This is a genomic window from Flavobacterium aestivum, from assembly GCF_026870175.2.
Classification (GTDB): Bacteria; Bacteroidota; Bacteroidia; order Flavobacteriales; family Flavobacteriaceae; genus Flavobacterium; species Flavobacterium aestivum.
Genome location: NZ_CP113977.2, coordinates 480,512 through 491,537 on the forward strand (window position 1 = coordinate 480,512; position 11,026 = coordinate 491,537).

The 11,026-nt window shown below is 35.1% G+C and carries 18 protein-coding genes; 15 read left to right on the plus strand and 3 right to left on the minus strand.

The features are described from left to right. Nucleotide 1: 1 nt before the first annotated feature. From OZP08_RS02165 to OZP08_RS02235, 15 genes are all read left to right on the plus strand, one after another. Nucleotides 2-2,173 carry an integrase catalytic domain-containing protein gene (locus OZP08_RS02165; RefSeq protein WP_281322886.1) on the plus strand — a complete coding sequence of 724 codons (2,172 nt, stop codon included), beginning with the start codon at nt 2-4 and terminating at the stop codon, nt 2,171-2,173. Nucleotides 2,174-2,184: 11 nt separating this feature from the next. Next, entirely contained in the window at nt 2,185-3,111 is a 927-nt protein-coding gene (locus OZP08_RS02170; protein ID WP_268848577.1) for an ATP-binding protein, read from the plus strand. Continuing rightward, the gene (locus tag OZP08_RS02175) at nt 3,108-3,251 is read left to right on the plus strand and encodes a hypothetical protein (protein WP_268848117.1); all 144 of its coding nucleotides are present in this window, start codon (nt 3,108-3,110) and stop codon (nt 3,249-3,251) included. The genes OZP08_RS02170 and OZP08_RS02175 overlap by 4 nt, the downstream gene beginning before the upstream one ends. A 5-nt stretch (nt 3,252-3,256) precedes the next feature. Next, complete coding sequence (locus OZP08_RS02180) at nt 3,257-3,430, plus strand: hypothetical protein (RefSeq protein ID WP_268848118.1); 174 nt, start codon at nt 3,257-3,259, stop codon at nt 3,428-3,430. Nucleotides 3,431-3,515: 85 nt separating this feature from the next. Further along, nucleotides 3,516-4,157: a DUF3164 family protein gene (locus OZP08_RS02185; protein ID WP_268848119.1), complete on the plus strand. Its 642-nt coding sequence runs from the start codon at nt 3,516-3,518 to the stop codon at nt 4,155-4,157. A gap of 79 nt (nt 4,158-4,236) precedes the next feature. Continuing rightward, nucleotides 4,237-4,860 carry a hypothetical protein gene (locus OZP08_RS02190; RefSeq protein WP_268848576.1) on the plus strand — a complete coding sequence of 208 codons (624 nt, stop codon included), beginning with the start codon at nt 4,237-4,239 and terminating at the stop codon, nt 4,858-4,860. A 1-nt stretch (nt 4,861) separates the two neighbouring features. Further along, complete coding sequence (locus tag OZP08_RS02195) at nt 4,862-5,269, plus strand: hypothetical protein (protein ID WP_268848575.1); 408 nt, start codon at nt 4,862-4,864, stop codon at nt 5,267-5,269. A gap of 76 nt (nt 5,270-5,345) precedes the next feature. Next, on the plus strand, nt 5,346-5,585 hold the full coding sequence (locus OZP08_RS02200) for a hypothetical protein (RefSeq protein ID WP_268848121.1): 240 nt from the start codon (nt 5,346-5,348) through the stop codon (nt 5,583-5,585). Between the two features lie 2 nt (nt 5,586-5,587). After that, nucleotides 5,588-5,833: a DUF3850 domain-containing protein gene (locus tag OZP08_RS02205; protein ID WP_268848122.1), complete on the plus strand. Its 246-nt coding sequence runs from the start codon at nt 5,588-5,590 to the stop codon at nt 5,831-5,833. 1 nt (nt 5,834) lies between these two features. Beyond that, the gene (locus OZP08_RS02210; protein WP_268848123.1) at nt 5,835-6,152 is read left to right on the plus strand and encodes a hypothetical protein; all 318 of its coding nucleotides are present in this window, start codon (nt 5,835-5,837) and stop codon (nt 6,150-6,152) included. After that, nucleotides 6,152-6,283, plus strand: a complete 132-nt coding sequence (locus OZP08_RS02215) for a hypothetical protein (protein WP_268848124.1) — start codon at nt 6,152-6,154, stop codon at nt 6,281-6,283. Before OZP08_RS02210 ends, OZP08_RS02215 begins: the two co-directional genes overlap by 1 nt. A gap of 15 nt (nt 6,284-6,298) precedes the next feature. Continuing rightward, complete coding sequence (locus OZP08_RS02220) at nt 6,299-6,727, plus strand: LvrA C-terminal domain-related protein (protein WP_268848125.1); 429 nt, start codon at nt 6,299-6,301, stop codon at nt 6,725-6,727. Between the two features lie 209 nt (nt 6,728-6,936). After that, complete coding sequence (locus OZP08_RS02225) at nt 6,937-7,281, plus strand: hypothetical protein (protein ID WP_268848126.1); 345 nt, start codon at nt 6,937-6,939, stop codon at nt 7,279-7,281. Further along, nucleotides 7,281-7,886 carry a hypothetical protein gene (locus OZP08_RS02230; protein WP_268848574.1) on the plus strand — a complete coding sequence of 202 codons (606 nt, stop codon included), beginning with the start codon at nt 7,281-7,283 and terminating at the stop codon, nt 7,884-7,886. The genes OZP08_RS02225 and OZP08_RS02230 overlap by 1 nt, the downstream gene beginning before the upstream one ends. Then, on the plus strand, nt 7,886-8,218 hold the full coding sequence (locus OZP08_RS02235; RefSeq protein ID WP_268848128.1) for a hypothetical protein: 333 nt from the start codon (nt 7,886-7,888) through the stop codon (nt 8,216-8,218). Before OZP08_RS02230 ends, OZP08_RS02235 begins: the two co-directional genes overlap by 1 nt. Here OZP08_RS02235 and OZP08_RS02240 read toward each other — a convergent pair. From OZP08_RS02240 to OZP08_RS02250, 3 genes are read right to left on the minus strand one after another with little or no spacing between them, the layout of a single operon-like run. Then, nucleotides 8,215-8,730: a hypothetical protein gene (locus OZP08_RS02240; RefSeq protein WP_268848129.1), complete on the minus strand. Its 516-nt coding sequence runs from the start codon at nt 8,728-8,730 to the stop codon at nt 8,215-8,217. The two genes, OZP08_RS02235 and OZP08_RS02240, sit on opposite strands and share 4 nt — an antisense overlap. A gap of 19 nt (nt 8,731-8,749) precedes the next feature. After that, a complete protein-coding gene (locus OZP08_RS02245; protein WP_281322887.1) occupies nt 8,750-9,259 on the minus strand; it encodes a phage virion morphogenesis family protein in 510 nt (169 codons plus the stop codon). Between the two features lies 1 nt (nt 9,260). Continuing rightward, complete coding sequence (locus tag OZP08_RS02250) at nt 9,261-11,012, minus strand: phage tail tape measure protein (protein WP_268848132.1); 1,752 nt, start codon at nt 11,010-11,012, stop codon at nt 9,261-9,263. Nucleotides 11,013-11,026 lie beyond the last annotated feature (14 nt).

The window sequence follows — 11,026 nt, forward strand, 5'->3', positions numbered from 1 at the left end:
AATGCAACTGTTACCCCAAGACATCATTATACGTAATTACAAAGACGGTGAAACCTTATGGGTTTCGCAACGCTTGGTATTACAAATTTGTCAAGTAACAGAAGAATATTTAAGAACACGTGCTAGAGCACTATTCAAAAAATCAATCCAAAAAGGCTATAAATACGGCGACTTTTTACCCAATACAGGAAGTGCTTGGCGTTGGGGCAAAGCAAACGGGACGTTTTACTACGACTACGATTGTTTACCTGATCGCAAACCAACTCACTACCGTTCAAAATTTGGCGCAAAGCATGAGCTTCTACAAGCGTATGAGGCTCTGCAAAGTGCTGATAAATCTAACAAGCAAAATCAATTAAAAAACGCTATCCAAGCGCAAGTAAACACGTTCATTGACAATACTGACATTACTTATTACATGTACAGTGCAATTGTAGGCTTCAATCAAAAACAAGCCGAACAAATGGCGACTGGACGTGCTTGGTGCATTTGGATAATGAAACAATTGTTTAATGATAACTTCAAGTTACTTGGAATCAATAAAAAACAGGACTTCTACCAAGTGTGTACTGATATGTTGGCACCGCTGGAACTGGAAGGTTTTAAAATCAATTCTCCTGCCTATTTACGCAATAAGATAAATGAGTTTCCATTTACAGGCGATACAATCGAACAATTGAAGTTCTTTATTTCGGGTAAATATGGAAATGACAACGCCCAAATAGTGGGTAAATTCCCTTTAATTGACGAAAGCACAGGTCAAATTTACCAGTTTGATATACATCAGGCTATGATGTTTCATCTGTATATGAATCCTGGCGGTTCGTCAAAAGAATATATCCGCACACTTTGGGAGCGTGATTATTGCGAAGATGTTCAAGAATTTGACTTACAGCCTGTAGCCTATCGTACTTTTTGTCATCATTTGACCCGTTTTAGCTCACAAATCAAAACAGCTAGAGCGCGTCACGGTGAAGACTATTACAAAAAGCACGTTCAAACATACGTAACTACAGAAAGATTACAATACGCACACTCATTATTTGCGGGTGATGGTTCAGGAACTATCAACTACAAGTATAAAAAAGCTGACGGCAAGTGGCATACAATGAAACTATATGTAATTCTTATTACTGATGTAGCAAGTAGACACATTGCGGGTTGGTCCGTTGCTCCTGTAGGTTCTCACAAAGAAACTGAAGCTATGACTAAAGCAGCTGTTAAAATGGCTATTGAAAACGGAGGCAATCAAACGATGTTCGAGTTTATTTCTGATAACCACGGAGCATTTACTTCAAAAGAAAGCAAATCATTCTTAAATCTTGCTTTCAACAAAGTAAGAACCATTGAAGCGGGTAATTCACAAGCAAACCCTGCAGAAACTCAATTCCGTTTGTTTAAACGCAGTTTAAAAGACATTCAAAACTTCCTTTCAACATCATGGGGAACTGGTTTAGAAGGTCAGGCAAATCCTGATCATATCAATATCGATGATATGCCGACCTATGATGATGCTGTAATTCAGATGCATGAACTTATTAAGCGTTGGAATGCTACCAAACTACGTGATGGTGTTGCGCCTGTAGAACGCTTCGCAATTAAACACCCAAATTGCCAACCGCTTGAACCAATAGTAATGCGCTATTTGTTTGCTAAGCATACCAAAGTAGATGTAAGTTATATGCGAGGATATGTAAATGTTTATCGTACCAAAGGATACAGTGATAGTGAGTTATTCCAGTTCGAAATACCACAATTTGGAGGCGTAGGGACTGAATTGATTGCTAAAGCTACAGGTTACACCACAGGCGCTCAGGTAAAAGTAGTATGGGATGAAACCTTTGCTGATTTATACACACTGGATGAAAAATTTATAATGAGTTGTCCTAGATCGATTGGGACTTCACAATCTCATGCTGAAATGGACGAACAAAAAACCAATGCTTTAGGACACTTGAAAGGACGCAAAGCAAAACAAACTGAGTATATCGATGATTTCGAAACTTCACTTAATGAAGTAATGGAAGGATTAAGCTATGAGCATAGCATCGCACTTGGTGGCAATAAAGAATCTTATAATAAAAATCAAATAAATAACGAGAATACTAACCTTAAAAATACGACCAAACAGAGAGTAAATAGAGACTTTAATAGCTCTGAATGGTCGGCTTAAATTTTAAATCTATGGCAAAGTTAACACAAATTCAAAAACTAGACCTAATACCCTCAGCAATTGAAGTGTATTTATCGGACAACTCCACTACACAGGTGGCATTGGCAAAATTAGCAGGAATTGATAAAGCCTACGTGAACCAAATAGCAAAATCTAATGAGTTTATTGGTAAAGCAAAAATTGCTGACAAATATTATGAAGCAATAGCTTTGGTTATTGGTTTTAAGTTAGAAAAAACCTATTGGCAACACTTCAATACGTTCAATTTCAAACAATCGATTATCACTTTTGAAAAAGCACGTGAAAAGAAAATCAGGTTAGGAGTTGATGGTGATACAGGACTAGGCAAAAGTTATGCGGCCGATATGTTTAAAAGAAAACATCCTGCACATGTATTCCTAGTTAAGTGTTCAGGCATAGAAAATTCAAAAGAGTTTGCTATCAATTTGGCAACTGAAGCTGGAGTAACCACCACAGGAACTAAAGGCGCAATTATCAAAAGAGCTTGTGAGAAAATCAAAAATCTAGGTAATAACCCAATATTGATTATTGACGAATTCGAGAACTCAAAAGCAGGCAACATTCCAACCGTTAAAACTATTGCAGACGAATTACAAGGCTATGCTTCAGTAGTGGTTATTGGTATTGATGTGCAAAAAATGCTAAAAAAAGCAGCAGATAGTCGTAAAAATGGCTTTGTACAAACTAATCGCCGCTGGTCATTTGGATGGACAAACTTAGATCCATCAATTAGCGAAGACATTGAATGTATTTGCAACGAATTAGGAATAATCAACAAACCTGCTATCAACTGGCTTAAAGCACGTGTAAAAGACTTCGATAGTCTTAAAAATATCATTACCACGGCACTTGAAGAAGCTGAAATATCAGGTCAAGAAGTTACCATCTCAATGTTAAATGATTTATACCCATTATGATAACAGTTTATAACCCAACACAGCGAATCCTTATTGTAAAAAACAAAAAAGGAAAAATAGTAAAAGCCTTTGGAGGTGATATTGCAACCGAAAAGTGGAATGAAAAGTTAAATAGCTGGATTAATAAACGTAAAAATTAAACTTAATGAAAGTATCAAAACAATGGCTTGAAACCAAAATTAAAGAACTAAATGATTGGCTTTTTGCAAACGAAAAAGGAATTCATTTTGAATTTACTCACAAAAAACGCAGTCGAGATTATTATGTAAACAAGCTAATAGAACTCGAAGAAAACCAACTAATGTCAATAAAAGTATGAGTAAAAGAAGTGGACACCCACTGGCCAGTAGAAGGCGACACTTTAGAACTGATAGAACACAATTTTAATTAATAAAATAAGAAAAATGGAAACTACGAAACCAATTGCTGAAATGACAGCATCAGAATTAAGAGAATTAGCAAAACAAAAAGAAGCCGCAGAACAATCACAGCAAATACAGCGTAAAAAAGCTTATGATACTGATAAAGAAAACTTTTTAAACGAGGTTGCAACAAAGTTTACAGAGGTAAAAAAGATTCTATTCTCACTTAAAAATGATACGATTAGCCACTCCGAAAACTTCAATGCTTTGAAGTATCATCTAGAAGACAAAGCGGTTAAAGAAGCTAAGAGTTTCGAACTTAAAAATGACCGTGTAAAAATAGTAGTCGAAAACCAAGACAAGTTTGATTTTAACGACAGTGCCATTGTACACATCAATGCTATCAAGGACATTTTTAGAGACAAATTCGAGGCGAGAAATAAAGGTTTTTATAACCTTTTGGATAGCATTCTTATGAAAAACTCAAAAGGCGAATATGATGCTAAATTATTAAACAAGGCACGCCGTCAAGCTAAAGAATTAGGAGATGAAGCCTTGATGGATGAGTTTGACAAATTGAATGATTGCTTAGTGGTGGTAGGAACTGCGAAGTATGTGAGGGTTTATACCAAGGACGATAAGAACCGATGGAAAGATGTTTCTCTGAGCTTCTCAAGCTTGTAAAAATTGAATACACAATCCCGAAAGGCATGCGCTTACGTTCGAGTCGTAAGCGGGAGCGAAAAAATGAAAACTAGTAAAAATGAAAGCAATCGGAATCACACAGTTTCTAGAAAAGTCCTTCGATACATACGACATTGAAGGCGAATGGTTAGACAGTTTCGGCTTGATTGAAAAGAACTTCAAAATGTCGGTTACTGGCGATTCTGGACACGGTAAAACAGAATTTGTGGTTAAGTTCGTTAAAGAAATATGCTTAAAATTCAAAGTAAAAGCAGATTATTTCTCATATGAGCAAGGTCATTCAAAATCTTTACAAACCGCTATCCAACGTAATAACATGGAAGAAGTAAAAGGCAAAGTAATGTTTATGACAGGTGGTACTTTTGACGAACTTTTAGCGAGGTTAAAACGTAGAGCTTCTGCAAGAATTGTAATTATTGATAGTCAGGATTATTCTGAATTATCGACTAAACAATACAAATTGCTTGTCAAAAGCTTTCCTAAAAAATCATTCATTATCGTTAGTTGGGCAAAGAATGAAAAGCCAAAGAATCAAGCTGCACGAGACATCGAATATATGTCCTGCATCAAAGTGTATGTAAACAGCTTTAAAGCACACCCACGTAGTCGTTTTGGAGGAAATAAACCCTTTGTTATTTGGGATAAAAAAGACAGCACACCAGTTCAACAAAAACTTTTTTAAGATGAGACAACCGAAAAAACAAAGCAGAATCTACAACACTTTTAATGATTCGGATAGTGCTGTAAATAACTATTTCAATAACAAAAATCGTGTTGAAACCCAAAAAAAGGAAAGTGAACAATCCCTTTCGGCAGAAATGGAGTTGATTATGAAACGCAAACGAAGCACTATTCTAACGCTTGCCACACATACGGGCATAAAAGAGGCTGACAGTTGGACAAAATTCAATAATTGGATGATCAACTCCTCTGTTCATAAAAAAGCGCTTAATGCATACGATTATGATGAGTTGGACGATTTAACAAAACAGTTCCATGCATTGAAAGCCAACTATGAAAATAGTGCAGAAAAAACAGGGACTAAAGCTTGGCATCATGCCACAGGAATCCCGAAGCCATCTGATAATTAGGTATAAAAAAAGCCCTAAATAATACTATCTAGAGCCTCTCAACTTGGCGGTTGTGTGGCCCCAAAGATAGTATTAAATGGCTTATAATCGAGAAAATTTCTTAACAAAAGTTTTAAAAATTCAGGAAATTGCTTTGTATCACAACAAGCAAGGGCTGTTTTTTAAAGAAATATTCCATTTGTATATAGAGAAACAATTTCACATTAGTAAACGCACCTTCGACACTTACTTAGGTATAAATGCCCGAAAAGAACTCAAAGAATTAAAGTCAAAAAAGGAGCAAAACCAACAAAATCAACAATTACAACTCTTTTAATTATGAACCACGAACTAAAAATTCACCCTCAATTTTACAAAGATGTATTATTAGGGGTAAAGAAAGTAGAAGTCCGAAAAAATGATCGGAATTATCAAGAAAATGACCTTCTAATACTCAATGAATTTGACCCAAAAAAGGAAAAATATACCGGTGGTCAAATTAAAAGACGGGTAGATTATATCATTAAAGATGTTTTGGGTTTAGACCCTGAATATGTAGTCTTACAAATATCAAAACCTTTGTAAAATGAACATTGAAATTAAAATTTCCTTCACCCAATTAACATATTTAAATGATTGTTTCGCCGAAATGGAAACCCCAATTTCATCAGAAAGAGTTTCAAGAATATCATATAATATCTTATTTAATTTACATAAGAAGCTTTTAAAAAAAACCATTAATAAAATAGGTGTAAAAGATAAATTCAAATTATCTCTTGAATATTATGAAGGGCATTTTTTAGAGCAATACTTGTTACATAAAATCGAATATGTGTCAAAATATGAACTTGCATACCACTCAATTCAAAGTGTTATTAATGATTTAAACCAAAAATTAGCATAATGCATACTAAAAAGATGCCAAAAAAAGCACTCCGAAAAATGGAAACGATATTCGAATACGATGCACGATTAAAAAAAGAAGCTATCGAAATTTCAAAGAATTTCGCTCACACCAAACCAATTAAGTATTGACTAAAATAGAAGAATATGGAAGACTACATCACTTACGAAGTTACCTTCATTGAAACTAAAGAGAGATGGATATTTCAATACCGTAAATCGGATGAAATTTTACACTGTTTTATCAATTTGAAAGGCTCAAGCTTTATCAATTTGCTCCGAAAACAGACCTTTCCTGAAAATGTAGCAATGATAGAACAATGGGCAAAGTTTAAAAAAATAGTAACTATAGAACTTAAACTGGAAGATTATTCTTTTGAAACGTTTTGGGACAAATATGATCTTAAAAGAAAAAAAGAGCTATCGCAAAAAGCCTTTGAAAAACTGGATTTAGTTAGTAAAGTAAAATGCTTTACAGCATTAAAACATTATAACGAAGATTTAAAGAAAACAGGTCAAGCAAAGGCACATATGGTTACTTGGCTAAATCAAAAAAGATTCAATGACGAATATTAATTTAAATGCTGTTTAAACAATGCGGAAAACCGTAATAATTCGAGTAAATCTTTAAATAAATTTGCAAAATGAACCAACATTTAGAATTATTAATAAAAGCAGAAAAAAAGCAATCCTTCGCAAAAGGATTGCTTTTTGGTTTTACAATTGCTTCCGTTTTCGTAATAGCAATATTATTTTTTATATTTGATAAACTTTAAACTACAAAAATGAAAAAAATACTAGCAATATCAGTAACGACGCTTTTTTTGTCATGCAATAATTCAGGAAAGACGTACACAAAATGTATAGAAACAAGTTATAACCTTAACAAAGAGGCTATAGACAAAGTGATTAGTGTCAATAAAACCGACGGAGGGTTTACCGTTGAAATAGTAAATAACACAATTAAAATTGTAGACAAAAACGGAAAGGAAACTTTGTTAAATGATGATAATGGGTATTCTGTTGCAAATAAAATGATTGGTGACACCTTAGTAATTGAAAGCTTGCCTACTGAAGCTACACCTTCAAACATTCTAAAATATGGTAATGAATATAAATTTTACAACTAATGAAAAAACTACTCTTTACTTTACTACTCATTCCAACGCTTTTAATGGCTCAAAATCGTCCTGATTGGGATTATGATGTGCGCCAGCCAATAAGTGTCGATTTTCCACAGAAACTACCATTTTACAATGATTATTTGCCATTGCAAAACACCTATTACGAGCTAAATGTAACATTGAATAACATTAGAAAATTGGTAACGGATAACTTGAAAATGAACCCAAAACAAAACGCTCCAAGTGGTTCAGGGTTTCAGTATGAAATTTACACCAATCCAACCCACAGATTACCGCTAAAAGTAAAATACAATACGTTTACAGCTTATGGGTTAGAAGTGGTTAAATCAATCGAAATAAATGGCGATTTTAAAGATGTAGCAACGCTTTTTATTTACATGTACGACACTAACTATTCAGTTAACGAAATGCCAATTAATAAAGCTACAAAACATTATAAACAAGATTACGCCTTATTTACGGTTAACAAAGAAGGTAAAGCTTCTATTGTAATATCAAACACCAAATACAACGACAATACAGCCGAATTTATAAAGGATTTTAATACTACAAAAGAAGCTTTAAAAATTAATCAAACAAATACGAATTAATGAAAGATGTTATAATTTCAATTGAAAGAACTTTAGATACTATAATTATTGAAACCGAACATGAGTTTTCAGGATACATTACAATAGGAATTGTAAAAGGAGATGATTTTTATGTTAAGTTAGAATTTACAGACTTGGACACAACTAAGGTTAGTTTATTAAACAAGTTGTTTCATTTGCCAAAAGCCCTGAAAATAGAATCTAAAATAATTTCTAAAGAACAATTCCCTATCACACATATTGTGGTTGAAACGATAAACGCAGATTCCGACCTAAATGTAACTTGGGATTGCCTTTCAGATGACCCTGATTTTTCTTTGGTTTTATCCTAATCAAAATCAATAATAAGTTTTCCTTTTAAATCTAGTGTATCATAATCACCCGCTTGGTATTTGTCAAGCGGGTTTTTTCTGCCCGAATAACTACACTCAAAAGTCAGTAAATAAATATCCACAATGCTGTCCATTTTATGGAATCCCTCCGAAACAAGCTCGAGTTTTCCCGTTGTTTCACTCTCGATGGTTCTGACCACTCCGTCAATGGTTGCCACATAGTCAAGAAACTTCAAACCAAGGTCACGATTCAATGAAATATTCGAAGTGTCACGCAATTGCTCGTAGCAACAATAAAGCGTTATCGTTGCCATTGGCGGGGAGCTTTTATGATCAACATCCCAATCAATCAATAAGGCATTTTGAGCGAACAATTCAAAATTTTCTTCGAACTGTTCCTGTCCAGCATACAAATCAATATACTGAACTGGATTAATGTTTTGTTTGCTAAACTTTTCTTTGTTTTCGACCTTTCCAAAAGCTTCTATTGCTTTTTTATAAAATATGTTCATAGTTTAAACCTCGTTTAAATTATTTTAAAATCTCGTTTATTTCCTTTTGTACCAATCGCTCCACTCTACGCAATAAAACGGCAGACTCGCCAATAAACCGCCTTTCCGGTAGTTTTATTTTGCGTTTTCTTCGATGTGCTTTCACAGTGCTCTCCCTTCCTTTTCGCTTTCGGCTATGTGATTTTATATTTACAGCGGTATTAATTTCTGCACCTTCATTGTGCGCCTCTGCGTAGGGAACATCTGTACCAATAGTTACACTGTTACGGGTTACTTTTATCTTACGAATAGAACGTTTCAAACGCCCGGACTTTACCATTAACGAACCTCTAGCAGCTGCTTTTTTTTGCGCTTCACTATGCCATTCTGGTGACGGTTTTCTCGCAGGCCAAGCCGTTACGGTTCTGTCCACCCAATTTTTACGAACAAAGCGCTCCTTACTGAAATTGACCGCTTCAATAGCGGCCATTTCAGGAAACTTTCGATACAGTTTGGAAAGTCTATCCAGTTTTATTAAAAAGTCTTGCATACTAAGCTGTTTCAGCATTAACAATCACACGACGCATCATTTCTTTAAACCATGCTTCGACATCATCTTTAGTCATTCCTGCATAAGCACTTTCAGCTACATTGATACCGCCTTTGTTAAATGAGTCAATACGAATGTCGATTTTTCGAATTTGATTGGCAGACCCAGCCACTCGGTTCACGTTTTCACCTTGCTTTTTCTTCTTATCGTCTGGAGCTAGCTTACCGTCGATAACAGGAGCTTTAAGCAACGGACTTATAGGAGCGTTATCTGCAGGTGAATTTGATTTAGGAGATAGCTTGGGGTCTTTTTCTCCAGACGTAATCAAATTGTTTGATTCTCTAAACTGTTTGATTTTATCCAGTCCTTTTTGAGCCAATCCTGTTGGGTCAATTTTAGCGGCTAACTCCAGTATTTGTTGTAATGGCTTGAGCAAAGCATCTAGCAAAACAACTCCTATTCGTTTTAAACCTCCTACAATGCCATCGGTTTGGAATGCCGATTTAATGCTTTCCCAATGGTCATAAAGTGATTTAAAGGCACTAACAACTAGACCTATTGGTCCTAAAAACAGCATTAACGATGCGCCCCATTCATCCCATTTTGCAATAGCAAGAACAATAATTCCAATTAATGTCGCGATTCCTATAACTATTAACCCTATTGGATTCATACTCATTGCGATATTCCACAACCATTGAGCGCCTTCTACAAGTTTAAGTGATTTGGCTACCTTACCAAGCATTGGAAATAATTCAGTTCCTAAGCTTATAATTCCCGATATTGCCATTCCGCCCATACCTAACGCTTGTATTAAAGGCATCCAACCGCCTACGCTTTCCGCAATAGAGGTCTGTATTTCTGCCACCCAAGTTTTAAAATCGGCATCAGCAGATTTAAACGACTTTAATTTATTAGGGTCGAGTTCCATAGTTCCAAGACCTAAAATAAAACTCATACCTGCATCCTCACCTGCACCTTTAAAGATATCAGTCAATGCGAGTTGCTTGGCTTGTGCAGTTGCTCCTTCCATTGATTTTGAAATCAATTGTACGGCTTCAAAAGAAGTCTTTCCAACCAAATCTTTTACACCTAACCCTATTCCTTTTAAAGCAGCTAGTTGATTGGGTCCCATTTCTTTTAAACTCAAATTCGCCTCCTTAATGGAGTCGATTGCTTTGTCGGAGAAAATACCCTGCTTACCTGCGTTGGTCATAATGGCCAGCATTTGAGAGGCATCCAAACCAAGTTCACGTACTTGTGGCCCATATTCTTTGAACTGGTCAAGCATATCGCCGTTTAGGTTTGCTCCTTTTTCGTAACCCGCCTGTAATAATGCTAAATTGCTTTCAAAACTGCCTCCAATTTGTTTAGTCATAGCATTGGCTGCTTTTGCAATTTCGATGCTGTCTTCGTTGAAAAGCTTGCTTATTTTATGAATTTTGGCACTCATTTCGTCTACATTAGAAACATCCATTTGCTGTAAAGCAGTTTGCGTATTGCTAATGTCATTTGTGAAGTCCAACTGTTCGGATACGCTATTAAATAAATCCGTCATTTGGTTTATTTTAATAGGGTCAAATGCTTCACCAATATTAGAAAATACTTTGATTTGTTTCATATTAAAGCTTTGCAGTTTTTCTTCCATCTTATCGGTTGCATGCGATAACTTCGCCTGTACTTGAGATAATTTGTTGTTAAACATTTTATCACCAAGCTCCATAATCAACTCTAATTTTGATTTTTTGCCCATATTGTTATTTTTTA

Bases quoted from the DNA above. Each gene is read 5' to 3' on its own strand.
- OZP08_RS02165 (WP_281322886.1), top strand. From the start codon at position 2: ATGCAACTGTTACCCCAAGACATCATTATACGTAATTACAAAGACGGT.
- OZP08_RS02170 (WP_268848577.1), top strand. From the start codon at position 2,185: ATGGCAAAGTTAACACAAATTCAAAAACTAGACCTAATACCCTCAGCA.
- OZP08_RS02175 (WP_268848117.1), top strand. From the start codon at position 3,108: ATGATAACAGTTTATAACCCAACACAGCGAATCCTTATTGTAAAAAAC.
- OZP08_RS02180 (WP_268848118.1), top strand. From the start codon at position 3,257: ATGAAAGTATCAAAACAATGGCTTGAAACCAAAATTAAAGAACTAAAT.
- OZP08_RS02185 (WP_268848119.1), top strand. From the start codon at position 3,516: ATGGAAACTACGAAACCAATTGCTGAAATGACAGCATCAGAATTAAGA.
- OZP08_RS02190 (WP_268848576.1), top strand. From the start codon at position 4,237: ATGAAAGCAATCGGAATCACACAGTTTCTAGAAAAGTCCTTCGATACA.
- OZP08_RS02195 (WP_268848575.1), top strand. From the start codon at position 4,862: ATGAGACAACCGAAAAAACAAAGCAGAATCTACAACACTTTTAATGAT.
- OZP08_RS02200 (WP_268848121.1), top strand. From the start codon at position 5,346: ATGGCTTATAATCGAGAAAATTTCTTAACAAAAGTTTTAAAAATTCAG.
- OZP08_RS02205 (WP_268848122.1), top strand. From the start codon at position 5,588: ATGAACCACGAACTAAAAATTCACCCTCAATTTTACAAAGATGTATTA.
- OZP08_RS02210 (WP_268848123.1), top strand. From the start codon at position 5,835: ATGAACATTGAAATTAAAATTTCCTTCACCCAATTAACATATTTAAAT.
- OZP08_RS02215 (WP_268848124.1), top strand. From the start codon at position 6,152: ATGCATACTAAAAAGATGCCAAAAAAAGCACTCCGAAAAATGGAAACG.
- OZP08_RS02220 (WP_268848125.1), top strand. From the start codon at position 6,299: ATGGAAGACTACATCACTTACGAAGTTACCTTCATTGAAACTAAAGAG.
- OZP08_RS02225 (WP_268848126.1), top strand. From the start codon at position 6,937: ATGAAAAAAATACTAGCAATATCAGTAACGACGCTTTTTTTGTCATGC.
- OZP08_RS02230 (WP_268848574.1), top strand. From the start codon at position 7,281: ATGAAAAAACTACTCTTTACTTTACTACTCATTCCAACGCTTTTAATG.
- OZP08_RS02235 (WP_268848128.1), top strand. From the start codon at position 7,886: ATGAAAGATGTTATAATTTCAATTGAAAGAACTTTAGATACTATAATT.
- OZP08_RS02240 (WP_268848129.1), bottom strand. From the start codon at position 8,730: ATGAACATATTTTATAAAAAAGCAATAGAAGCTTTTGGAAAGGTCGAA.
- OZP08_RS02245 (WP_281322887.1), bottom strand. From the start codon at position 9,259: ATGCAAGACTTTTTAATAAAACTGGATAGACTTTCCAAACTGTATCGA.
- OZP08_RS02250 (WP_268848132.1), bottom strand. From the start codon at position 11,012: ATGGGCAAAAAATCAAAATTAGAGTTGATTATGGAGCTTGGTGATAAA.